The following is a 22,360-nucleotide window of genomic DNA, read 5'->3' on the forward strand; positions in this document are numbered from 1 at the left end:
CGAGGTCTACCGGACCCTCTCAAGGGCGGACCCGGGTACGGGGACTGTCCGAGGGCCCTGGCAGCATCGGCTTCGATCTCACGCCTCACAGGCAAGAAGAACACGGGAGTAACAACATGAACCGCAGTGAGCTGGTGGCCGCCCTGGCCGACCGTGCCGAGGTGACCCGCAAGGACGCCGACGCCGTGCTGGCCGCTCTCGCCGAGACCGTCGGTGAGGTCGTCGCCAAGGGCGACGAGAAGGTCACCATCCCCGGTTTCCTGACCTTCGAGCGCACCCACCGTGCCGCTCGCACCGCTCGTAACCCGCAGACCGGCGACCCGATCAACATCCCGGCCGGCTACAGCGTGAAGGTCTCCGCGGGCTCCAAGCTCAAGGAAGCCGCCAAGGGCAAGTAAGACCCCTGGGCACGACGGAGGGCGGCCACCCCACCCGGGGTGGCCGCCCTCCGGCATTCGGCCCGTCAGCGGCCGCACAGGCCGTCCAGGCGGTCAGACCAGCGAGCCGCCCGGCAGCTCCACCTTCGCGCCCAGCTTCTCCAGCTTGTCCATGAAGTTCTCGTAGCCCCGGTTGATCAGGTCGATGCCGTGCACCCGGGAGGTGCCCTGGGCCGCGAGGGCGGCGATCAGGTACGAGAAGCCGCCGCGCAGGTCCGGGATGACCAGGTCCGCGCCCTGGAGCTTCGTGGGGCCCGACACGACCGCGGAGTGCAGGAAGTTGCGCTGGCCGAAGCGGCAGTCCGAGCCGCCCAGGCACTCGCGGTAGAGCTGGATGTGCGCGCCCATCTGGTTCAGCGCGGAGGTGAAGCCGAGCCGGGACTCGTACACCGTCTCGTGGACGATGGAGAGGCCCGCGGCCTGCGTCAGCGCGACCACCAGGGGCTGCTGCCAGTCCGTCTGGAAGCCGGGGTGCACGTCCGTCTCCAGCGCGATCGCGTTGAGCGCGCCGCCCGGGTGCCAGAAGCGGATGCCCTCGTCGTCGATCTCGAAGGCGCCGCCCACCTTGCGGTAGGTGTTCAGGAACGTCATCATCGAGCGCTGCTGGGCGCCCCGGACGTAGATGTTGCCCTCGGTCGCCAGTGCGGCGGACGCCCAGGAGGCGGCCTCCAGGCGGTCCGGGATGGCGCGGTGGGTGTAGCCGTCGAGGCGGTCCACACCGGTGATCCGGATGGTCCGGTCGGTGTCCATCGAGATGATCGCGCCCATTTTCTGCAGGACGCAGATCAGGTCCTCGATCTCCGGCTCCACGGCCGCGTTGGACAGCTCCGTGACGCCCTCGGCGAGCACCGCGGTCAGCAGCACCTGCTCGGTGGAGCCCACCGAGGGGTACGGCAGCCGGATCTTGGTGCCGCGCAGCCGCTGCGGGGCCTCCAGGTACTGCCCGTCCGCCCGCTTCTCGATCGTCGCGCCGAACTGGCGCAGCACGTCGAAGTGGAAGTCGATCGGCCGGCCGCCGATGTCGCAGCCGCCGAGCCCCGGGATGAACGCGTGGCCCAGGCGGTGCAGCAGCGGACCGCAGAACAGGATCGGGATGCGCGAGGAGCCCGCGTGGGCGTCGATGTCGGCGACGTTGGCGCTCTCGACGTGCGTGGGGTCCAGGACCAGCTCGCCCGGCTCCTCACCGGGGCGGACCGTCACGCCGTGCAGCTGGAGCAGCCCGCGCACCACGCGTACGTCGCGGATGTCGGGCACGTTGCGCAGCCGGCTGGGCCCGCTGCCGAGCAGCGCGGCGACCATCGCCTTCGGCACCAGGTTCTTGGCGCCTCGGACGCGGATCTCGCCCTCCAGCGGGGTTCCGCCGTGGACAAGCAGGACATCGTCTGTGCCGGTCATGAATCTCGCGTTCCGGAGTGGTCGGGCAGGGGGCCAAACGAAAGAGTAATGGGCCCGCACCCCCGTTCCGTAGGGGAACGGGTGGTGTACGAACGTCATGAATCCGCCACAACACGCTCTGCTGCACGGGACTTGCGGAGGGTCACCGTCCGGATCGCCGGTCCGGCCGTGCGCTCCTCGTGCACCCGTGCGCCCTGAGCTGCGCTCGGGCACCGAGCGCGACGACCGCGTCACTTGGCCCCCGCCGCGGCCCGGGATGCGGGATCATTTCTGCCATGACCGAGGTGTCCTCGCTCACAGGGCGGCTGCTCGTGGCCGCGCCCGCCCTGGCGGACCCGAACTTCGACCGCGCGGTGGTGCTGCTCCTCGACCACGACGAGGAGGGCTCCCTCGGCGTGGTCCTCAACCGGCCGACCCCGGTGGGCGTCGTGGACATCCTGGCGGCCTGGGCCGGACTGACCGGTGAGCCGGAGGTCGTCTTCCAGGGCGGACCGGTCTCGCTGGACTCCGCCCTCGGGGTCGCCGTGATCCCGGGCGGCGAGGGCCCCTCGGCTGGCGCCGGGTGTACGGGGCGATCGGCCTGGTGGACCTGGAGGCGCCGCCCGAGCTGCTGGCGGCGGCCGTGGGCTCGCTGCGGATCTTCGCGGGGTACGCGGGCTGGGGGCCGGGACAGCTGGAGCGCGAGCTGTCCGAGGGCGCCTGGTACGTGGTGGAATCGGAGCCCGGTGACGTGTCCTCGCCACGCCCGGAGGGCCTGTGGCGTGCGGTCCTGCGCCGGCAGCGCAGCGAACTGGCCATGATCGCCACGTATCCGGACGACCCTTCGCTGAACTGATGTCCCGTTCTTCAGTACGCTTGGCGGTTATGAGCACTCTTGAGCCCGAGCGCGGGGCAGGTACCGGAACCCTCGTGGAGCCGACGCCGCAGGTGTCGAACGGCGACGGCGACCACGAGCGCTACGCCCATTACGTCCAGAAGGACAAGATCATGGCGAGCGCCCTGGAGGGCACCCCCGTGGTCGCACTGTGCGGCAAGGTCTGGGTACCGGGGCGCGACCCCAAGAAGTACCCGGTCTGCCCGATGTGCAAGGAGATCTACGAGTCCATGGGCGCCGGCGGCGACAAGGGCAAGGGCGGCAAGGACAAGAAGTAGCGGCCACCGGTACGGCCCGCAGCTGAAGGTCCGGGAGACCCCCGGGGCGCGCACCCGCGTGCCCCGGGGGTCTTTCGCGTGCCGTTGCACGGGCTGCTCCGCCAGGTCACGGAGTGGTGCAGACGTGGTGCAGACCACTTGTCGCCGCCCCCAACCCCACCTACTCTCCTGCCTGTTGTGCAGAACGAAACGTACGTTGCGTATGCTGCAACGCTGACCGGTAGGGGTTCCCGGATGAAGTTCTCTGCCCGAATCGCCGCCCCGGCCGCGGCGCTCGTCCTGGCGGGCCTCACCGCCACCGCCTGCGCGCCGCAGACCTCCGACACCGGAGCCGAGGGCGACGAGAAGACCGGCACGCTGCGGGTCTGGCTGTTCCAGGAGGTCGGCAACAAGCCGAAGGAGAAGGTGGTCGACACCGCGGTCGCCGCCTTCAGGAAGGCCCACGAGGGCGCGAAGGTCGAGATCGAGTACATCCCGGTCGAGACCCGCGCCCAGCGCGTCAAGGCCGCCTTCAACGACCCGAAGAGCGCCCCCGACCTCATCGAGTACGGCAACACCGACACCGCCGGTTACGTGAAGGACGGCGGGCTCGCCGACATCACCTCCGAGTTCGGTGCCTGGGCCGACGCCGAGGACACCGACCCGGCCGCCAAGCAGTCCGTCACGGTCGACGGCAAGGTCTACGGGGCCCCGCTCTTCGTCGGCGTACGCGCGCTCTACTACCGCACCGACGTCTTCGCGGACCTGGGCATCCAGCCGCCCAAGTCCCAGGCCGAACTGATCTCCACCGCGAAGAAGATCCACCAGAAGAAGCCGGACCTCTACGGGCTCGCCGTCGGCGGCGCCTACACCTACGGCGCGATGCCGTTCATCTGGGCCAACGGCGGCGAACTGGCCGACCGGGACGGCTCCTCGTACACGTCGGCCATCAACAGCGCGAAGGCCCGCAAGGGCATCGAGGCGTACACCTCGCTCTTCGGCGCCGACAACTGCCCGCCCGCCAAGTGCGCGGCCATGGGCGGCAACGCGACCGTCACCGCCTTCGCCTCCGGCAAGGCCGCCATGGCCATCGGCGGCGACTTCAGCCACACGGCCGTCGAGGCCGGAAGCGTCAAGGGCAAGTACGCCGTCGTCCCGCTGCCCGGCGTCGCAGAGGGCTCCATAGCCCCCGCCTTCGCGGGCGGCAACAACATCGGCGTGCTGAAGAGCAGCGGCCACCGCACCCTCGCCGTAGACCTGATGAAGGAGCTGACCGGCAAGGCGTCCCAGGCCCGCATGTTCGACGCGATGGGCTTCCTGCCGACCTACACCGACGTCCGCGCCGCCGCCGCGAAGCGCGAGCCGTTCGTCGAGCCCTTCGTCAAGACGCTCGGCGCCGGAGCCAAGTTCGTGCCCGCCTCCCCGGCCTGGGGGCAGATCGACTCCTCGCTGATCCTGCCCACCATGTTCCAGGAGATCGTCAGCGGCCGTAAGGACGTGGCGAAGGCGGCCGACGACGCCGCGAAGAAGATGGACGCGGCGTTCGCCGACGCGGGCTGACCATGACCGCGAACAGCACGGCGTACAAGACACGCCCCGCCCCCGCATCCGCCCCGCGCCGCCGGTCCGCGTCCCCGGCACGGCGGCCGGGCTGGACGCCCTGGCTCTATCTGCTGCCCGCGCTCGTCCTGCTCGGCGGGCTGCTGGTCTACCCGATCTACCAGCTCGGCCTGATCTCCTTCCTGGAGTACACCCAGGCGCAGGTCAGCGGCGGCGAACCGGCCACCTTCCAGGGGTTCGGCAACTACACCGCCCTCTTCGGGGACGGCCAGTTCTGGCAGGTCCTCCTCGCCACCGTGGTCTTCGCCGCCGCCTGCGTCCTGGCCACCCTGCTGGTCGGCTGCGCGCTGGCCGTCCTGCTGACCCGGATACGGGCCGTGCCCCGGCTCGCCCTCATGCTCGCCGCGCTCGGCGCCTGGGCGACGCCCGCGATCACCGGGTCGACCGTCTGGGTCTTCCTCTTCGACGCCGACTTCGGCCCGGTCAACCGGGTCCTGGGGCTCGGTGACCACTCGTGGACGTGCGGGCGCTACAGCGCCTTCACGCTGGTGCTCCTCGAAGTCCTCTGGTGCTCGTTCCCGTTCGTGATGGTCACGGTGTACGCGGGCATCCGGGCGATCCCCACCGAGGTGCTCGAAGCAGCCGCGCTGGACGGGGCCTCGCAGTGGCGGACCTGGCGTTCCGTCACCGCGCCGATGCTGCGGCCGATCCTGACCGTCGTCACCATCCAGTCGGTCATCTGGGACTTCAAGGTGTTCACCCAGATCTACGTCATGACCAACGGCGGCGGGATCGCCGGACAGAACCTGGTGCTCAACGTGTACGCGTACCAGAAGGCGTTCGCCTCCTCGCAGTACAGCCTCGGCTCCGCGATCGGCGTCGTGATGCTGCTGATCCTGCTCGCCGTGACGCTGGTCCACCTGCGCCTCGTACGCCGTCAGGGGGAGGAACTGTGAGGCTGTCCGCCCGCTCGCTCGTCCACCGGCCCGGCCGGTTCGCCGCCGAGGCTGCCGCGCTGCTCATCGCCGCCGCCGTCGCCTTCCCGCTGTACTGGATGGTGCTCTCCGCCCTCAAACCGGCGGGCGAGGTCCAGTCGACGCACCCCAGGCCCTGGACCCTGTCACCGTCCCTGGACTCCTTCCGGCGGGTCTTCCAGCAGCAGGACTTCGGGCGCTACTTCCTCAACAGCCTGCTCGTGGCCGGGACGGTCGTGGTCGCCTCCGCGCTCATCGCGTTCCTGGCGGCCACGGCGGTCACCCGGTTCCGGTTCCGCTTCCGGACCACGCTGCTGATCATGTTCCTGGTCGCGCAGATGGTGCCGGTCGAGGCGCTGACGATCCCGCTGTTCTTCCTGATGCGGGACTTCGGCCAGCTGAACACGCTGGGCTCGCTGATCCTGCCGCACCTGGCGTTCTCGCTGCCGTTCGCGATCTGGATGCTGCGGGGCTTCGTACGGGCCGTGCCGGACGCGCTTGAGGAGGCCGCGTACATCGACGGGGCGAGCCGCACCCGCTTCCTGTGGCAGATCCTCTTCCCGCTGGTCTTCCCCGGCCTGGTGGCGACGAGCGTCTTCTCGTTCATCTCCACCTGGAACGACTTCCTCTTCGCGAAGTCGTTCATCATCAGCGACACCTCCCAGTCGACGCTCCCGATGGCGCTGCTGGTCTTCTTCAAACCCGACGAGAACGACTGGGGCGGGATCATGGCAGCCTCGACGGTGATGACCGTGCCCGTGCTGGTCTTCTTCGTACTCGTACAGCGACGCCTGGTCTCCGGACTCGGCGGAGCGGTTAAGGACTGACGTCATGAACATGGATCTGATCCCGGCCCCCGCGCGCGCCGGTGACCAGGGGCGCTGCGGATTCCTGCTGGACGAGTCCACCACCGTCGCGGCGGCTCCCGGCACCGAGACCACCGAACGCTGGCTGCGCGCCACCCTCGGCGCGGCCTTCGGCGTGCCGCTCGCACCGGGCGCCGAGGGCGCGCGGCGGTCCATCCGGCTGCGCATCGACGAGACCCTGCCCGCCGAGGGCTACCGGCTCACCACCCTGCCCGACGAGAGCGTCGCCATCACCGGCGGCAGCCCCGCCGGGGTGTTCTGGGGCGCCCAGACCCTGCGTCAGCTGCTGGGCCCGCGGGCCTTCCGGAAGGCGCCGACGGACGGCGGCACGGCAGCCTTCGGGTTCACCGACATCGAGGACGCGCCCCGCTTCGGCTGGCGCGGCCTGATGCTCGACGTGGCACGGCACTTCATGCCCAAGGACGACGTCCTGCGCTACCTCGACCTGCTCGCCGCGCACAAGCTGAACGTCTTCCACTTCCACCTCAGCGACGACCAGGGCTGGCGCGTCGAGATCAAGCGGTACCCGCGCCTCACCGAGATCGGCGCCTGGCGCCCCCGTACCAAGTACGGACACCGGGCCTCCGAGCTGTGGGACGAGACCCCGCACGGCGGTTACTACACCCAGGACGACATCCGCGAGATCGTCGCCTACGCCGCCGCCCGGCACATCCGGGTCGTCCCCGAGATCGACATCCCCGGCCACTCGCAGGCCGCGATCAGCGCCTACCCGGAGCTGGGCAACACCGACGTCATCGACACCTCGGCGCTCGGCGTCTGGGACAACTGGGGCGTCACACCGAACGTCCTGGCCCCCACCGACCACGTCCTGCGGTTCTACGAGGGCGTCTTCGAGGAACTCCTCGACCTCTTCCCGCCGGAGACCTCGCCGTTCGTCCACGTCGGCGGCGACGAGTGCCCCAAGGACCAGTGGAAGCAGTCGCCCGCCGCGCAGGCCCGCATCAAGGAACTCGGGCTTGCCGACGAGGACGAGCTCCAGTCCTGGTTCATCCGCCACTTCGACACCTGGCTCACCGCGCGAGGCCGCCGCCTCATCGGCTGGGACGAGATCCTGGAGGGCGGCCTCGCCCCCGGCGCCGCCGTCTCCTCCTGGCGGGGTTACGCGGGCGGCATCGCGGCCGCCGAGGCCGGGCACGACGTGGTCATGTGCCCGGAGCAGCAGGTTTATCTGGACCACCGTCAGGACGGCGGCCCCGACGAGCCGATGCCCATCGGGTACGTCCGCACCCTGGAGGACGTCTACCGCTTCGAACCCGTTCCGCCGTCCCTGGGCGAGGAGGCGGCACGGCACGTCCTCGGCACCCAGGCCAACGCCTGGTCCGAGGTCATGCAGAACCGGGCCCGCGTGGACTACCAGGTCTTCCCCCGCCTCGCCGCCTTCGCCGAGGTCGCCTGGTCCGCCCTGCCCGCCCCGGACGAACGGGACTTCGCCGGTTTCGAGCGCCGCATGACCGCCCACTACGCCCGACTCGACGCCCTCGGCGTCGGCTACCGGCCGCCGTCCGGACCGCTGCCCTGGCAGCAGCGCCCCGGCGTCCTCGGACGCCCGATCGAGGGGGCACCCCGAACGTGTGAGCCCGGCCCCAACCCGCTCTCCCGCCACCACGGCCCCTGCGACCGTGGTGGCGGCGGCGTTTCCCGACTGCCTTTCCTGGCAAGGGAGAAAGCCGTACGAAGACGCGTAGGACCGGCAAAGGGCGCTCACCGCCGAACCGGCGCGAAAACGGGACCATTACCCTGAACGTTGACGGATACACCCTTCGCGGACCTGCGCGTCGGGCCGGTCCGAAGATGTGCCAGAGTTGCCACGTCCGGGCTTCGAGCACGTACCGTACGGCGAAACAGGCGGGAGCGCCGGGACACCGGGAAGGGGCAGCTGGGTTGACCACGCACGCACCGCAGGCGACGCAGTCCGTGACGCTGCCTGCCTCGCTGGACGAGGCGGTGGCGGCACTCGGCGCCATGCCGGCCGCCGTCCCCGTGGCAGGCGGCACGGACCTGATGGCGGCCGTCAACAAGGGGCTCCTGCGCCCCTCCGGTCTGGTCGGACTCGGCCGGATCAGCGAGCTGCGCGGCTGGCACTACCAGGACGGGCACGCCCTCCTGGGCGCCGGCCTGACCCACGCCCGCATGGGGCGGCCCGACTTCGCCGCCCTCATCCCCGCGCTCGCCGCCTCCGCCCGCGCCGCGGGCCCCCGCAGATCCGCAACGCCGGCACGCTCGGCGGCAACATCGCGACCGCCGCCCGACCGGGGACGCGCTGCCCGTGCTCGCCGCCCTGGAGGCCGAGCTGGTCATCGCCGGACCCGGCGGCGCCCGCCGCGAGATCCCCGTCTCCCATCTGCTGGTCGGCCGCGAGATGCTGGAGCCCGCCGAGTTGATCGGCTTCGTCCGGGTGCCCCTGCTGCACGCCCCGCAGGTGTTCCTCAAGGCCACCGGCCGCACCGGCCCGGGCCGCGCCACCGCCTCCGTCGCGATCGTCCTCGACCCGGCCAGGCGCGGGGTGCGCTGCGCGGTCGGCGCCATCGCCCCGATGCCGCTGCGCCCGCTGGAGGCGGAGCGCTGGATCGCCTCGCTCATCGACTGGGACGGGGCGCGCGGCCTGGCCCCCGACGCGCTGGCCGCCTTCGGCGAGTACGTCGCGGCCGCCTGCATCCCGGACCAGGAACCACCCGCCGACGGGGAGAGGCGCCACCGCTGCCCCCGCCGTACTGCACCTGCGGCGCACCGTCGCCGCGCTCGCCCGACGCGCGCTGGGAAGGGCACTGTCGTGAGCAAGGAGAACCCCGCCGAGCAGCAGCAGCACGGCGGCTGGCAGCCGACCCCGCAGAGCGACTACGACGGCGACGCGACGGCCTTCGTCCAGCTGCCGCCGGAGGACCTGGCGGACATCCCGCTGGCCGCGCCCGGCCACGGCTACACCCCGCCGATGATCCTGCCGCTGACCCCCGCCGCCGACCGCGACCCGGCGGCCACCGGCAACTGGACCGTCCAGACCCCGGAGCAGCAGCCCGGGCAGCCCGCGCCGGACGCGGTGCACTGGCCCGACCCGAACCAGCAGTCCGGCTACGGCTATCCGCACCCCGAGGACCAGCAGCACACCGGCTCGTACCAGGAGCCGTACGGTACGGACCACGCCGCCACGGGCCAGTGGTCGGTGGACACCTCCTCCTGGCCGGCCCCGTCCGCCCCGCTCTCCGACGACTCCGGCGAGCTGTACACCCCGCCCCCCGTCGCCGACTGGTACGCGGACCGCCCGGCCACGCTGCCCGGGGGCGCCCCGGCGCCCTGGGCGGTGCCGGACGCGGCCGAGGCCGCGGAGCCGGTGGCGGGTGACCCCGCCGATGCCCCCGTCGATGCCCCGGCCGACGCGCGGACGGACGTCCAGGCCGACGCCCAGGCCGCGGGCCCCGCCGACGCCCCGGCCGACGCGCGGGCGGACGTCCAGGTCGGCGTCCCCGCCGAGAGCGCTCCCGAGGCGCCGGATGCGGCTGACATCGAGCAGTCCGCGCCGGGCCCGGAGGCCGACGCGCCCGGCACCGAGCCCGCCGCCGAGCCCGCCGCCGAGGCTGTGCCGGAGCCGGAAACGCCCGAGGCGGAGGATGCCGCCCAGCCCGCGGAGGTGCCCGAGGACCCGGCCCCGGAGGGGCCCCCGCTGCCCAGCGAGCACCCCGCCGCCTCGTACGTCCTGCACGTCAACGGCGTCGACCGGCCCGTCACGGACGCCTGGATCGGCGAGTCCCTGCTCTACGTGCTGCGCGAGCGCCTCGGCCTCGCCGGCGCCAAGGACGGCTGCTCGCAGGGCGAGTGCGGGGCGTGCAACGTCCAGGTGGACGGGCGGCTCGTCGCCTCCTGCCTGGTGCCCGCCGCCACGACCGCCGGCAGCGAGGTCCGTACGGTCGAGGGCCTGGCCGTCGACGGCGAACCCTCCGACGTGCAGCGGGCGCTGGCGGACTGCGGCGCCGTCCAGTGCGGCTTCTGCATCCCCGGCATGGCGATGACCGTCCACGACCTCCTGGAGGGCAACCACCGCCCCAGCGAGCTGGAGACCCGCCGGGCGCTGTGCGGCAACCTCTGCCGCTGCTCCGGCTACCGGGGCGTCCTGGACGCCGTCAACGAGGTCATCGCGGGCCGCGAGGCCGCCGCCGAAGCCGCCGCCGAGGAGACCGGGGGCGGCGAGCCGGAGGAGCCCCGCATCCCGCACCAGGCGGCGCCGGGCGCCGGTAGTGTGCAGGCCCACCAGCAGGACGGAGGCATGGCGTGAGCAACGACGCGGCCGGCGCCACCCCCACGACGATCAGCATCCCGTCGCCGGCCGGCCCGGGCGGACCCGAGGCCGAGCAGCCGCGGCTCGGCATCGGCGCCTCGCTGCCGCCGGCCGACGCCCGCGCCAAGACCGAGGGCACCTTCCCGTACGCCGCCGACCTGTGGGCCGAGGGCCTGCTCTGGGCGGCCGTCCTGCGCTCCCCGCACGCGCACGCCCGCATCGTCTCCATCGACACCTCGGCCGCCGCCGAGATGCCCGGGGTGCGCGCGGTCGTCACCCACGAGGACGTCCCGGGCGAGGCCCTGTACGGCCGCAAGGTCGTGGACCGCCCCGTCTTCGCCGCCGACCTGGTCCGCCACCACGGCGAGCCGATCGCCGCCGTCGCCGCCGACCACCCCGACACCGCCCGGCTCGCCGCCGCCGCGATCGCCGTCGAGTACGAGGTGCTGGACCCGGTCACCGACCCGGAGAAGGCGTTCGAGGCCGAGCCCCTGCACCCCGACGGCAACCTCATCCGCCACATCCCGCTGCGCTACGGCGACCCTGAGGCGGTCGGCGAGGTCGTCGTGGACGGGCTGTACCGCATCGGCCGCCAGGACCCCGCCCCGATCGGCGCGGAGGCCGGGCTCGCCGTGCCCCGCCCGGACGGCGGCGTCGAGCTGTACACCGCGTCCACGGACCCGCACACCGACCGCGACCTGGCCGCCGCCTGCTTCGGCCTCGAACCGGAGCGGGTCAAAATCGTCGTCACCGGAGTCCCCGGCGCGACCGGCGACCGCGAGGACCCCGCCTTCCAGCTGCCGCTGGGCCTGCTCGCCCTGCGCACCGGCTGCCCGGTCAAGCTGGCCGCCACCCGCGAGGAGTCGTTCCTCGGCCACGCCCACCGCCACCCGACCCTGCTGCGCTACCGCCACCACGCGGACGCGGAGGGCCGCCTGGTCAAGGTGGAGGCCCAGATCCTGCTGGACGCGGGCGCCTACGCGGACGCCTCGTCGGAGTCGCTGGCCGCCGCGGTCGCCTTCGCCTGCGGCCCGTACGTCGTGCCGCACGCCTTCATCGAGGGCTGGGCCGTCCGTACGAACAACCCGCCCTCCGGCCATGTCCGGGGCGAGGGCGCGATGCAGGTCTGCGCCGCCTACGAGGGCCAGATGGACAAGCTGGCCGCGAAGCTGGGGATCGACCCGGCCGAGCTGCGCATGCGCAACGTGCTGGCCACCGGCGACATCCTGCCGACCGGGCAGACCGTGACCTGCCCCGCGCCCGTCGCCGAACTGCTCACCGCCGTCCGCGACCACCCGCTGCCCGCCCTGCCCAAGGACGCCCCGGAGGACGACTGGCTGCTGCCGGGCGGCCCGAGGGCGCGGGCGAACCGGGCGCGGTGCGGCGGGGCGTGGGGTACGCGCTGGGCATGGTCCACATGCTGGGCGCGGAGGGCGCCGACGAGGTGTCCACCGCCACGGTCCGGGTCCACGACTCGGTCGCCACCGTCATCTGCGCCGCCGTCGAGACGGGCCAGGGCTTCTCCACGCTGGCCCGCCAGGTCGTCCAGGAGACCCTGGGCGTCGAGGAGGTGCACGTCGCCTCGGTCGACACCGACCAGCCCCCGGCGGGCGCCGCCACGCACGGCCGCCACACCTGGGTCTCCGCCGGAGCGGTCGAACGCGCCGCGAAGATGGTCCGCACCCAGCTCCTCCAGCCCCTGGCGCACAAGTTCGGGATGTCCACGGAGCTGCTCCAGATCACGGACGGCAAGATCACCTCGTACGACGGGGTGCTCTCCACGACCGTGTCGGAGGCGCTGGACGGCAAGGAGCTGTGGGCCACCGCGCAGTGCCGCCCGCACCCCACCGAGCCGCTGGACGAGTCCGGGCAGGGCGACGCCTTCGTGGGCATGGCCTTCTGCGCGGTCCGCGCGGTGGTGGACGTCGACGTCGAGCTGGGCTCGGTCCGGGTGGTCGAGATGGCCGTCGCCCAGGACGTCGGCCGCGTCCTCAACCCGTCCCAGCTGGCGACCCGCATCGAGGCGGGCGTCACCCAGGGCATCGGTGCCGCCCTCACCGAGAACCTCCGCACCGCCCGCGGTCTGGTCCGTCACCCGGACCTCACCGGCTACGCCCTGCCGACCTCGCTGGACGCGCCGGAGATCCGCATCGTGAAACTGGTCGAGGAGCGCGACGTGGTCGCCCCGTTCGGCGCGAAGCCCGCGTCGGCGGTCCCGGTCGTGACCTCCCCGGCCGCGGTGGCCGCGGCGGTCCGCGCGGCGACCGGCCGCCCGGTCAACCGCCTCCCGATCCGCCCCCAGGCGGCGGTGGCGGCCCCGAAGGGCTGAGGCGCCCCGCACACGGAAACCGCCCGCCCCCCGGAGCGGGGGCGGGCGGTGAGGTGGAGACCGTGACCGGATTCGAACCGGTGTAACTCGAGTTGCAGTCGAGCCCCTGAGCCTCTCGGGCACACGGTCCTGCGTGGTGTCGCTGAACCGACCGTAGGGCCGGGCGTGCGGGGTGCTCAAGGGTTCCGGCGGGCGTGCAACGCGACTGCCATACGCCGTTCACGATCGAGGCGGCGGACCTAGGCCCAACGGCCGAGCGCGGGGGCGACCACCGACAGGGTTCATCAGCGGTTTCGCCCCTTACTCTTGGCTCATGACCGCCCTGGAACCGCGTGACGCCGATGTCCCGCGCCTCATCGAAGACATCGACGCCCCCGCCCCGGCGGGGCCCGTGCTGCCGGACGGCATCCTCGGGCGGACGTACCGGGCGCTCAGCATCGGCATCGTCTCCGTGGTGTTCCTGATCGCGTTCGAGGCCACCGCGGTGGGCACCGCGATGCCGGTCGCCGCGCGGGAGCTGCACGGCATCCCGATGTACGCGTACGCGTTCTCGGCGTACTTCACCACCAGCCTCTTCGCCATGGTGCTGTCCGGGCAGTGGGCCGACCGGCGCGGCCCGCTCGCCCCGCTGGCCACCGGGATCAGCGCGTTCGCCGCGGGGCTGCTGCTGTCCGGGACCGCGGGCTCGATGTGGATGTTCGTCGCGGGCCGCGCCGTCCAGGGCCTCGGCGGCGGGCTGGTGATCGTCGCGCTGTACGTGGTGATCAGCCGGGCCTATCCGGAGCACCTGCGGCCGGCGATCCTGGCCGCGTTCGCCGCGAGCTGGGTCATCCCCTCGGTCGTCGGGCCGCTGGCCGCCGGAAGCGTCACCGAGCACCTGGGCTGGCGCTGGGTCTTCGTCGGCATCCCGGTCCTCATCGTCTTCCCCCTCGCCCTCGCGCTGCCCGAGATCCGGCGCATGGCGTCCGGACCGGCGGACCCGGAGGCGCCGGTGGAGGCGTACGACCGCCGGCGCATCGCGCTCGCACTGGGCATCTCGCTGGGCGCCGGGCTGCTCCAGTACGCCGGACAGGAGCGGAACTGGCTCTCGCTGCTGCCGGCCGCCGCCGGGGCCGCCCTGCTCGTCCCCGCGATCCGGGGCCTCCTGCCCCACGGCACCTGGCGCGCGGCGCGCGGACTGCCCGCCGTGGTGCTGCTGCGCGGGGTCGCGGCCGGGTCCTTCATCGCCGCCGAATCGTTCGTCCCGCTGATGCTGGTCACCCAGCGCGGCATGTCCCCGACCCTGGCGGGCCTCTCCCTGGCGGCGGGCGGCGGCACCTGGGCGCTGGGCTCGTACGTGCAGTCCCGGCCCCGCCTGGAACCGCACCGCGAGCCCCTGATGGTCGGCGCCATGGTCCTGGTCGCCCTCTCCATCGCGGCGGCCCCGGCCGTGCTGATCACCTCCGTGCCGGTCTGGACCGTCGCGGTCGCCTGGGCCTTCGGCTGCTTCGGCATGGGCGTGGTGATCGCCTCCACCAGCGTGCTGCTCCTGAAGCTGTCCGCCCCCGAGGAGGCCGGCGCCAACTCGGCCGCCCTCCAGATCTCCGACGGCCTCTCCAACGTCCTCCTGCTGGCCGCGGGCGGCGCCGCCTTCGCGGCCCTCGGCGGCGGCACCATGGACGCCACGGAATCCGCCGCCACCACCTCCCACCCGGCCGCCTTCGCGGTCGTCTTCTTCCCGATGGCGGCGGTCGCCCTGGCGGGGGCGTGGGTGGCGGCGCGGGTACGGGAACGGTGACCGGGCGCCGAACGGCAGCCGCCGTGTGAGAGCCGTCGCACTTACGTGCGCGGTGGTGCGGTAAGCGGCGGTGCGGGGCAGCCTCCCCGGTAGGGTGGCCCGGTTGTCGTATCGCGTGCGGAGCCGGTCCGGCCCGCGCGGGCAGCGCCCACGTACCCGAGAGACCCGAACCGGAGACCGTGACTACTACCGCCTCCCACCACCTCTCACCCGCCTTCCCCGGCCGCGCCCCCTGGGGCACGGCCGGAAAGCTGCGAGCCTGGCAGCAGGGGGCCATGGAGAAGTACATCCAGGAGCAGCCGCGCGACTTCCTCGCCGTCGCAACGCCCGGCGCCGGGAAGACCACCTTCGCGCTGACCCTCGCCTCCTGGCTGCTGCACCACCACGTCGTGCAGCAGGTCACCGTCGTCGCGCCCACCGAGCACCTGAAGAAGCAGTGGGCCGAGGCGGCCGCCCGGATAGGGATCAAGCTGGACCCCGACTACAGCGCCGGTCCGCTGAGCAAGGAGTACCACGGGGTCGCCGTCACCTACGCGGGCGTCGGCGTCCGCCCGATGCTGCACCGCAACCGGTGCGAGCAGCGCAAGACCCTGGTCATCCTGGACGAGATCCACCACGCCGGTGACTCCAAGTCCTGGGGCGAGGCGTGCCAGGAGGCGTTCGATCCGGCGACCCGGCGCCTCGCCCTCACCGGCACCCCCTTCCGGTCGGACACCAACCCGATCCCCTTCGTCGTGTACGAGGAGGGCAACGACGGCATCCGGCGCTCCTCCGCCGACTACACCTACGGCTACGGGAACGCCTTGGCCGACGGCGTCGTGCGCCCGGTGATATTCCTCAGCTACAGCGGCAACATGCGCTGGCGCACCAAGGCGGGCGACGAGATCGCGGCCCGGCTCGGCGAGCCGATGACCAAGGACGCCATCGGGCAGGCGTGGCGCACCGCCCTGTCGCCCACCGGCGACTGGATCCCCAACGTGCTGAGCGCCGCCGACAAGCGCCTCACCGAGGTCCGCAAGGGCATCCCGGACGCGGGCGGCCTCGTCATCGCCACGGACCAGGAGTCGGCCCGCGCCTACGCCAAGATCCTGAAGAAGGTGACCGGCGAGTCGGCGACCGTCGTCCTCTCCGACGAGAAGGCCGCGTCGAAGAAGATCGACAAGTTCAGCCAGGACGACTCGCGCTGGATGGTCGCCGTCCGCATGGTGTCCGAGGGCGTCGACGTGCCGCGCCTCGCCGTCGGGGTGTACGCGACCACCATCTCGACCCCCCTCTTCTTCGCCCAGGCCGTCGGCCGCTTCGTGCGCTCCCGCAGGCGCGGCGAGACCGCGTCCGTCTTCGTGCCCACCATCCCGATGCTCCTGGAGTTCGCCAACGAGATGGAGGTCGAGCGGGACCACGTCCTCGACAAGCCCAAGAAGGGCAGCGACGAGGAGAACCCGTTCGCCGAGGAGGACAAGCTCCTCGCCGACGCCGAGAAGCTGGAGGACGAGGAGACCGAGGAGCAACTCCCCTTCGAGGCCCTGGAGTCCGACGCGGTCTTCGACCGGGTGCTCTACGACGGCGCCGAGTTCGGCATGCAGGCGCACCCCGGCAGCGAGGAGGAGCAGGACTACCTCGGCATCCCCGGGCTCCTCGAACCGGACCAGGTCCAGCTGCTGCTCCAGAAGCGGCAGACCCGGCAGATCGCGCACAGCCGCCAGAAGCCGGCGTCCGAGGCCGACCTGCTGGAGAAGCCCGCCCAGGACCGCCCGGTCGTCACCCACAAGCAACTCCTCGGACTGCGCAAGCAGTTGAACACCATGGTCTCCGCCTACACCCACCAGAGCGGCAAGCCGCACGGCGTGATCCACACCGAGCTGCGCCGGGTCTGCGGCGGACCGCCGAGCGCGGAGGCCACCGCGGGGCAGATCGAGCAGCGGATCAAGAAGGTCCAGGAGTGGGCCACCCGGATGCGCTGACCCGTACGGCACCACAGGCCCCGGAACCCGCGCGCAAGGGTCCCGGGGCCTTGTCGATCAATGAACCGGCCGAAAAAATTTTCACGGTGAGTTAACCGTGGTTCACATCCGGTCTACGGAGCGTCGCGGGAGAGTCGGCCGACCTGGACGCGCGTAGATGCGCGATGAACGCTCCGCGCGCCGCTGACCGGCACTTATGCTCGTGCCGCGCAACCGGGTTTTCGCGGGCGACCGGATTCTGGACGAGGTCTTCCGCTGAGCGGACTCCCTCGCTACTGTCCAAAAAATGTGAACGCCCCGTGGCAATGTGGCCGCGGAGCGCAGCCGGTGCCTTGGCCAGGCCGGCGGCCTCTCCGTGCGTCGCCCCGGGACCGGTGGCGCACATCCCACGGGACAGCCGCGGCCGCTCACCACGGAGGAGAGGGCGTCGTGACCGCGGAGACCTCCCAGACGCTCGACAGAGGACTGCGTGTCCTCAAACTGCTCGCCGACACCGACCACGGACTGACGGTCACCGAGTTGTCCAACAAACTCGGCGTCAACCGCACCGTGGTCTATCGTCTGCTCGCCACGCTGGAGCAACACGCCCTGATACGCCGCGACTTGGGCGGCCGGGCACGGGTCGGCCTCGGCGTGCTGCGCCTGGGCCGCCAGGTCCACCCCCTGGTCCGCGAGGCAGCCCTTCCGGCGCTGCGCTCGCTGGCCGAGGACATCGGGGCCACCGCCCACCTCACCCTGGTCGACGGCTCCGACGCGCTGGCGGTCGCCGTGGTCGAACCGACCTGGACCGACTACCACGTCGCCTACCGGGCGGGCTTCCGCCACCCGCTGGACCGGGGCGCCGCCGGCCGGGCGATCCTCGCCGCCCGCCAGAAGCCGGTGGGCGAGACCGCCTTCACCCTCACCCACGGCGAACTCGAAGCGGGCGCGAGCGGGGCGGCGGCGGCGCTCATGGGCGTGACCGGGGTGGAGGGCAGCGTCGGCGTCGTCATGCTGGCGGACTCCGTCCCCGAGCGGGTGGGGCCTCGCGTGGTGGACGCGGCCCGGGAGGTAGCGGACGCGTTGCGCTGACGGCCCCGGCTCGCCCCGGGGCGGTGGCCGGGCCGCACGTTAGATTGGACCGGTGTCCAGAAAACGCCTCGCCCTCGCCGCCCTCCCCGTAGTCGCCCTCCTCGGCACAGCCGCCTTCGCGCCGCTGCCGTTCACGCTGGCGCAGCCCGGGACGACCGCGGACGTGCTCGGGGAGGACCACGGCACCCCCGTGATCAGCATCGAGGGCACGCCCACCCGTACCACCAAGGGCGAGCTGCGGATGACGACGATCGTGGCGACGGGCCCGAAGGCGGACGTCGGCATCAAGGACGTCGTGGACAGCTGGTTCCGTACGGACCGGGCCGTGCTGCCCCGTGACTCCGTCTACCCGACCGGCGGCTCCGAGAAGGAGATCGAGAAGCACAACCTGGACGACATGGCGGAGTCCCAGGACGCCGCCGTCGACGCCGCGCTGAACTACCTGGACCGCAAGCCCGGCTCGGTCGACGTCACCCTGCATCTGGCGGACGTCGGCGGCCCCAGCGCCGGGCTGTTCTTCGCGCTCGGCATCGTGGACAAGCTGGACGGCGACGGCTCGGGCGGCGACCTCACCGGCGGCCGCACCGTCGCGGGCACCGGCACGATCGCGGCGGACGGCGAGGTCGGCGCGGTCGGCGGGGTCTCGCTCAAGACGCAGGCGGCCCGGCGGGACGGGGCGACCGTCTTCCTCGTACCGAAGGCGGAGTGCTCGGAGGCGAAGTCCGAGCTGCCGAAGGGCCTGCGGCTGATCCCGGTCACGACGCTGAAGGACGCGGTGAACTCGCTGCGGGCCCTGGACCACGGCGGCAAAATCCCCAGCTGCTGACCGGCCGGGACCGTCAGCCCTCCTTGATGAACCCCTCCTCGATCAGCCAGTCCTTCGCCACCTCGTGCGGGTCCTGCCCGTCCACGTCCACCCGGGCGTTCAGGTCCTGGGCGACCTCCGTGTTCAGCCGCTTGCTGAGCGGGTCCAGCAGGCCCGCGATCTCCGGGTACTTCTCCAGCGTCGGCGTGTGCACCACGGGCGCCGCGTTGTAGTTGGGGAAGAAGTGCTTGTTGTCCTCCAGCACCTCCAGGTTCATCGCCTTGATGCGGCCGTCCGTGGTGAAGACCTCGCCGAGCAGGCAGGAGTCGGACTTGGAGACCTGGGTGTAGATGATGCCCGCGTCCATCTTCTTGATGTTGGACGCCGGCAGGGACATCCCGTACGCCTTCTCCATGCCGGGCAGCCCGTCGTCGCGCGAGGCGAACTCGTTCTCGACGCACACCGTCACCGCCGACGGGTTCCTCTTCGCCAGGGCCGCCACGTCGGAGAGCGTCTTCAGGTGGTACCTGGCGTTGTTCTTGCGGCTGATGGCCAGCGCGTACGTGTTGTTGAGGGTGGACGGCCTCAGCCAGGTCACCCCGTTCTTCAGGTCCGCGTCGCGCACCGCCCGCCACTGCTCCATCGGGTCGGTGATCGGCTTCGCGTGCCCGAGGTACGTGATCCAGCCGGTGCCCGTGTACTCGTACTCGGCGTCCGCGTCGCCCTGGATGACCGCCTCGCGGGCGCTGATCGAGCTGGGCAGGTTCGTCCGGTCCAGGACCTCCGCCCCGGCCGCCTTGAAGATCAGCCCGATCATCTGGCCCAGGATGATGTTCTCGCTGAAGTTCTTCGAGGTGACGGTCAGCGACGCGCCGTCCAGCGGCTGCCCCTGCCCGACCGACCCGGGCACCACGTCGTCCACCATCGGGGACCCGCTCTTCAGCCCGCACCCGGCCAGCACCAGGGACAGCGCGGCGCCCGCCGCGAGGGCCCCACGCATCCGCGTCCTCATCGCCCCACCTCCAGGCCGCGCGGGGTCAGCGCCACCTCGGCCAGCGAGGCCAGCCAGTCCACCAGGAGCGCGAGCACCACCGTCAGCACCGAGCCCAGCACCAGGACCGGCATGCGCTGGGTCTGGATGCCCGAGGTGATCAGGTCACCGAGCCCGCCGCCGCCCCCGAAGGTCGCCAGGGTCGCCGTGCCCACGTTCAGCACGAGCGCGGTCCGGACCCCGGCCAGGATCAGCGGCACGGCGAGCGGCAGTTCGACCTTGGTCAGGGTGCCGATGGCCGACATCCCGATGCCGCGCGCGGCCTCCACCATGTTCGGCTCGATCGCCTTGAGACCGGCGACCGTGTTGGAGAGCACCGGCAGCACCGCGTAGATCACCATGCCGGTGATCGCGGTCGAAGGACCGATGCCGAGCCAGATCACCAGCAGCGCCAGCAGACCGATCGCCGGGGTCGCCTGCCCGATGTTGGCGATCGCCGTCACCACGGGGGCCGCCCTGGTCAGGCCCCGCCGGGTCAGCGCGATGCCCAGCGGAATGGCGATGATCAGCACCCAGAAGGTGGAGATCGCGGTCAGCTTCACATGCTGCCACCAGCGCACCTCGACCGTGTCACCGGCGATCGAGTTCTCCGCGATCGAGTCCAGGTGGACGTTCTCGATCCAGACGTACGTGAGGACCAGCACGACCGCGAGGACCGCCGGGAGCACCACCAGCTTCCGCCAGGTGATCCGGCGCGCCGGCTTCTTCGCCTGCGGGGCGGGCCGCTGCTCCTCCTCCGCCTCCTCGTCGCGGAAGGCGTGCCCCTTCACCTCGTGCTCGCCCGGCGGCCGTGCGGGGGAGTCGGGGGTCATGCGCCCGCACCGCCCTCCAGCTCCTCGGCGGTCTGGTGGACCCGCAGCTCCTCCAGGTCGTGCTGGTGCTCGATGGCGGCCAGCCGGTCCGCCTCCAGGAGTTCGTGCACCGAGTTCATCAGGGTGTGCATGTCCACGACCCCGGTGAACTCGCCGCGCCGCCCGGTCACCGCGACCCGCCCGCCGCTGTCGGTGAGCACCGCCTCCAGCGCGTCGTGCAGGGTCGCGTCCCGGGTCACCGTGTCGTGGATCAGCTGCCCGGCGCGGGCCAGGGAGCCCCGGGCCCGCATCAGGTCGCCGCGCCGCAGCCACTTGTAGGGGCGGCCCCGGCGGTCCAGCATCAGCAACTCGTTGTGCGAGCCGCTGCGCAGCTTGTTGAAGATCGACTGGAGCGGGTCGTCCACGGTCACGGTCGGGAAGTCGGCGATCTCCACCTCGCGCACCCGGGTCAGGTTGAGCCGCTTCAGGGCCGCGCCCGCGCCGACGAACCCGGAGACGAAGTCGTCGGTCGGGTTGGTGAGGATGGCCTCCGGGGTGTCGAACTGCGCGATGTGCGAGCGCTCGCGCAGCACGGCGATCCGGTCGCCCAGCTTGATCGCCTCGTCGAAGTCGTGGGTGACGAAGACGATCGTCTTGTGCAGCTCGTGCTGGAGCCGGATCAGCTCGTCCTGGAGGTGGTCGCGGGTGATCGGGTCGACCGCGCCGAACGGCTCGTCCATCAGCAGCACCGGCGGGTCGGCGGCCAGCGCCCGGGCCACGCCCACGCGTTGCTGCTGCCCGCCGGAGAGGGCTCGCGGATAGCGGCCGTGGAACTCGCGCGGGTCGAGCCCGACCAGGTCGAGCATCTCCTCCACCCGGTCCTTCACCCGGGACTTGGACCAGCCCACCATCTTCGGGACCAGCGCGATGTTCTCGGCGACCGTCATGTGCGGGAAGAGCCCGGAGGACTGGATCGCGTACCCGATCTTGCGGCGCAGCTTCACCGGGTCGATGTCGGTGACGTCCTCGTCGTCGATCCGGATCCGGCCCGAGGTGGGCTCGATCAGCCGGTTGATCATCTTCAGCGTGGTGGACTTCCCGCAGCCGGACGGGCCCACGAAGATCACGGTCTCGCCGGCCTTGATCTCCATGGAGACGTTCTCCACGGCGGGGTTCGGGTTGCCCGGGTAGCGCTTGGACAGGTTCTCCAGCTGGATGGCGGCGCCGGAGGTGGCCTTCGGCTCCGGCACGGTCTCGGTCGCGGTCTCAGACACGGATCCCCCTCGGGATGGTGAGCCGGCCCAGCAGGACGTACGCGGCATCGAAGAGCAGGGCGAGGACGACGATGCCGAGCGTGCCGGCGAGCACCTGGTTGATCGCGTTGGCGCTGCCCAGCGAGGCGATGCCCCGGAAGATCTCGTTGCCGAGGCCGGGCCCGGAGGCGTACGCGGCGATGGCGGCGATCCCCATCAGCATCTGCGTGGAGACCCGGATGCCGGTCAGGATCGGCGGCCAGGCCAGCGGCAGCTCCACCTTGAACAGCCGCGCGGTCCGCGACATCCCGATGCCCTTCGCCGCGTCCACCAGGGCCGGGTCGACGCCGCGCAGGCCCACGATCGCGTTGCGGACGACGGGGAGCAGCCCGTACAGCGTCAGCGTGATCACCGTCGGGGCGACGCCGAGGCCGACCAGCGGGATCAGCAGACCGATGGCGGCCAGGGACGGGATGGTGAGGACGGTCGCCGTCGAGGTGATCGCCACCGAGGAGCCCCAGCCGCTGCGATAGCTGACGACCCCGATCAGGACGCCGAGCACGGTGGCGATGACCATGCACTGGAAGACCGCGCTGACGTGCTGGAAGGCGTCGGTGAGCAACTGCTGATGACGGTTGGCCACGTACTCCCAGAAGCTCACCCGTCCTCCT

The 22,360-nt window shown here is 72.1% G+C and carries 16 protein-coding genes, 1 tRNA gene and 3 pseudogenes; 14 read left to right on the plus strand and 6 right to left on the minus strand.

Annotation, left to right across the window (positions count from 1 at the left end):
- The first annotated feature begins 116 nt into the window (after positions 1 to 116).
- Entirely contained in the window at positions 117 to 398 is a 282-nt protein-coding gene (locus tag NEH16_RS19860) for an HU family DNA-binding protein (RefSeq protein ID WP_017237029.1), read from the plus strand.
- Positions 399 to 491: 93 nt separating this feature from the next.
- On the opposite strand, the gene murA is transcribed toward NEH16_RS19860, so the two are convergent.
- A complete protein-coding gene (murA, locus tag NEH16_RS19865; protein WP_073964959.1) occupies positions 492 to 1,832 on the minus strand; it encodes a UDP-N-acetylglucosamine 1-carboxyvinyltransferase in 1,341 nt (446 codons plus the stop codon).
- Between the two features lie 275 nt (positions 1,833 to 2,107).
- Here murA and NEH16_RS19870 point away from each other — a divergent pair.
- The 9 genes and pseudogenes from NEH16_RS19870 (at position 2,108) to NEH16_RS19910 (ending at position 12,980) form a co-directional block, all read left to right on the plus strand.
- A pseudogene (locus NEH16_RS19870) lies at positions 2,108 to 2,667 on the plus strand (YqgE/AlgH family protein).
- A 29-nt stretch (positions 2,668 to 2,696) separates the two neighbouring features.
- On the plus strand, positions 2,697 to 2,984 hold the full coding sequence (locus NEH16_RS19875) for a DUF3039 domain-containing protein (RefSeq protein WP_026171211.1): 288 nt from the start codon (positions 2,697 to 2,699) through the stop codon (positions 2,982 to 2,984).
- A 234-nt stretch (positions 2,985 to 3,218) separates the two neighbouring features.
- Entirely contained in the window at positions 3,219 to 4,523 is a 1,305-nt protein-coding gene (locus NEH16_RS19880) for an extracellular solute-binding protein (protein ID WP_265544162.1), read from the plus strand.
- Positions 4,524 to 4,525: 2 nt separating this feature from the next.
- Positions 4,526 to 5,479, plus strand: coding sequence for a carbohydrate ABC transporter permease (locus NEH16_RS19885; RefSeq protein ID WP_265544165.1), 954 nt, complete (start codon positions 4,526 to 4,528; stop codon positions 5,477 to 5,479).
- A gap of 2 nt (positions 5,480 to 5,481) precedes the next feature.
- On the plus strand, positions 5,482 to 6,324 hold the full coding sequence (locus NEH16_RS19890; protein WP_265547270.1) for a carbohydrate ABC transporter permease: 843 nt from the start codon (positions 5,482 to 5,484) through the stop codon (positions 6,322 to 6,324).
- Between the two features lie 4 nt (positions 6,325 to 6,328).
- The gene (locus tag NEH16_RS19895) at positions 6,329 to 8,125 is read left to right on the plus strand and encodes a beta-N-acetylhexosaminidase (protein WP_265544167.1); all 1,797 of its coding nucleotides are present in this window, start codon (positions 6,329 to 6,331) and stop codon (positions 8,123 to 8,125) included.
- 140 nt (positions 8,126 to 8,265) lie between these two features.
- A pseudogene (locus tag NEH16_RS33715) lies at positions 8,266 to 9,158 on the plus strand (FAD binding domain-containing protein).
- Positions 9,155 to 10,648 carry a 2Fe-2S iron-sulfur cluster-binding protein gene (locus tag NEH16_RS19905; RefSeq protein ID WP_265547271.1) on the plus strand — a complete coding sequence of 498 codons (1,494 nt, stop codon included), beginning with the start codon at positions 9,155 to 9,157 and terminating at the stop codon, positions 10,646 to 10,648. The pseudogene NEH16_RS33715 and the gene NEH16_RS19905 overlap by 4 nt, the downstream one beginning before the upstream one ends.
- Positions 10,645 to 12,980, plus strand: a pseudogene (locus NEH16_RS19910) (xanthine dehydrogenase family protein molybdopterin-binding subunit). The gene NEH16_RS19905 and the pseudogene NEH16_RS19910 overlap by 4 nt, the downstream one beginning before the upstream one ends.
- Positions 12,981 to 13,034: 54 nt before the next feature.
- Here NEH16_RS19910 and NEH16_RS19915 read toward each other — a convergent pair.
- Positions 13,035 to 13,109 (minus strand) — tRNA-Cys (locus NEH16_RS19915).
- Between the two features lie 184 nt (positions 13,110 to 13,293).
- On the opposite strand from NEH16_RS19915, the gene NEH16_RS19920 reads away from it, so the two are divergent.
- The 4 genes from NEH16_RS19920 (at position 13,294) to NEH16_RS19935 (ending at position 18,615) form a co-directional block, all read left to right on the plus strand.
- A complete protein-coding gene (locus tag NEH16_RS19920; protein ID WP_265544169.1) occupies positions 13,294 to 14,757 on the plus strand; it encodes an MFS transporter in 1,464 nt (487 codons plus the stop codon).
- A gap of 179 nt (positions 14,758 to 14,936) precedes the next feature.
- Positions 14,937 to 16,718 carry a DEAD/DEAH box helicase gene (locus NEH16_RS19925; RefSeq protein WP_073964968.1) on the plus strand — a complete coding sequence of 594 codons (1,782 nt, stop codon included), beginning with the start codon at positions 14,937 to 14,939 and terminating at the stop codon, positions 16,716 to 16,718.
- Between the two features lie 429 nt (positions 16,719 to 17,147).
- Entirely contained in the window at positions 17,148 to 17,789 is a 642-nt protein-coding gene (locus NEH16_RS19930) for an IclR family transcriptional regulator (RefSeq protein ID WP_018100771.1), read from the plus strand.
- A gap of 52 nt (positions 17,790 to 17,841) precedes the next feature.
- Positions 17,842 to 18,615: a S16 family serine protease gene (locus NEH16_RS19935; protein ID WP_265544173.1), complete on the plus strand. Its 774-nt coding sequence runs from the start codon at positions 17,842 to 17,844 to the stop codon at positions 18,613 to 18,615.
- Positions 18,616 to 18,628: 13 nt separating this feature from the next.
- On the opposite strand, the gene NEH16_RS19940 is transcribed toward NEH16_RS19935, so the two are convergent.
- From NEH16_RS19940 to NEH16_RS19955, 4 genes are read right to left on the minus strand one after another with little or no spacing between them, the layout of a single operon-like run.
- Positions 18,629 to 19,594: a glycine betaine ABC transporter substrate-binding protein gene (locus tag NEH16_RS19940; protein WP_265544174.1), complete on the minus strand. Its 966-nt coding sequence runs from the start codon at positions 19,592 to 19,594 to the stop codon at positions 18,629 to 18,631.
- An 8-nt stretch (positions 19,595 to 19,602) separates the two neighbouring features.
- Entirely contained in the window at positions 19,603 to 20,457 is an 855-nt protein-coding gene (locus NEH16_RS19945) for an ABC transporter permease (RefSeq protein ID WP_265544176.1), read from the minus strand.
- Complete coding sequence (locus NEH16_RS19950) at positions 20,454 to 21,758, minus strand: betaine/proline/choline family ABC transporter ATP-binding protein (RefSeq protein WP_265544178.1); 1,305 nt, start codon at positions 21,756 to 21,758, stop codon at positions 20,454 to 20,456. The genes NEH16_RS19945 and NEH16_RS19950 overlap by 4 nt, the downstream gene beginning before the upstream one ends.
- Positions 21,703 to 22,350, minus strand: a complete 648-nt coding sequence (locus tag NEH16_RS19955; protein WP_073964973.1) for an ABC transporter permease — start codon at positions 22,348 to 22,350, stop codon at positions 21,703 to 21,705. Before NEH16_RS19955 ends, NEH16_RS19950 begins: the two co-directional genes overlap by 56 nt.
- Positions 22,351 to 22,360 lie beyond the last annotated feature (10 nt).

Source organism: Streptomyces drozdowiczii (assembly GCF_026167665.1).
GTDB classification, from domain to species: Bacteria; Actinomycetota; Actinomycetes; order Streptomycetales; family Streptomycetaceae; genus Streptomyces; species Streptomyces drozdowiczii_A.

Coding starts and splice junctions, on each gene's coding strand:
- NEH16_RS19860 (WP_017237029.1), top strand. CDS start 117: ATGAACCGCAGTGAGCTGGTGGCCGCCCTGGCCGACCGTGCCGAGGTG.
- murA (WP_073964959.1), bottom strand. CDS start 1,832: ATGACCGGCACAGACGATGTCCTGCTTGTCCACGGCGGAACCCCGCTG.
- NEH16_RS19875 (WP_026171211.1), top strand. CDS start 2,697: ATGAGCACTCTTGAGCCCGAGCGCGGGGCAGGTACCGGAACCCTCGTG.
- NEH16_RS19880 (WP_265544162.1), top strand. CDS start 3,219: ATGAAGTTCTCTGCCCGAATCGCCGCCCCGGCCGCGGCGCTCGTCCTG.
- NEH16_RS19885 (WP_265544165.1), top strand. CDS start 4,526: ATGACCGCGAACAGCACGGCGTACAAGACACGCCCCGCCCCCGCATCC.
- NEH16_RS19895 (WP_265544167.1), top strand. CDS start 6,329: ATGAACATGGATCTGATCCCGGCCCCCGCGCGCGCCGGTGACCAGGGG.
- NEH16_RS19920 (WP_265544169.1), top strand. CDS start 13,294: ATGACCGCCCTGGAACCGCGTGACGCCGATGTCCCGCGCCTCATCGAA.
- NEH16_RS19940 (WP_265544174.1), bottom strand. CDS start 19,594: ATGCGTGGGGCCCTCGCGGCGGGCGCCGCGCTGTCCCTGGTGCTGGCC.
- NEH16_RS19945 (WP_265544176.1), bottom strand. CDS start 20,457: ATGACCCCCGACTCCCCCGCACGGCCGCCGGGCGAGCACGAGGTGAAG.
- NEH16_RS19950 (WP_265544178.1), bottom strand. CDS start 21,758: ATGCCGCGTACGTCCTGCTGGGCCGGCTCACCATCCCGAGGGGGATCC.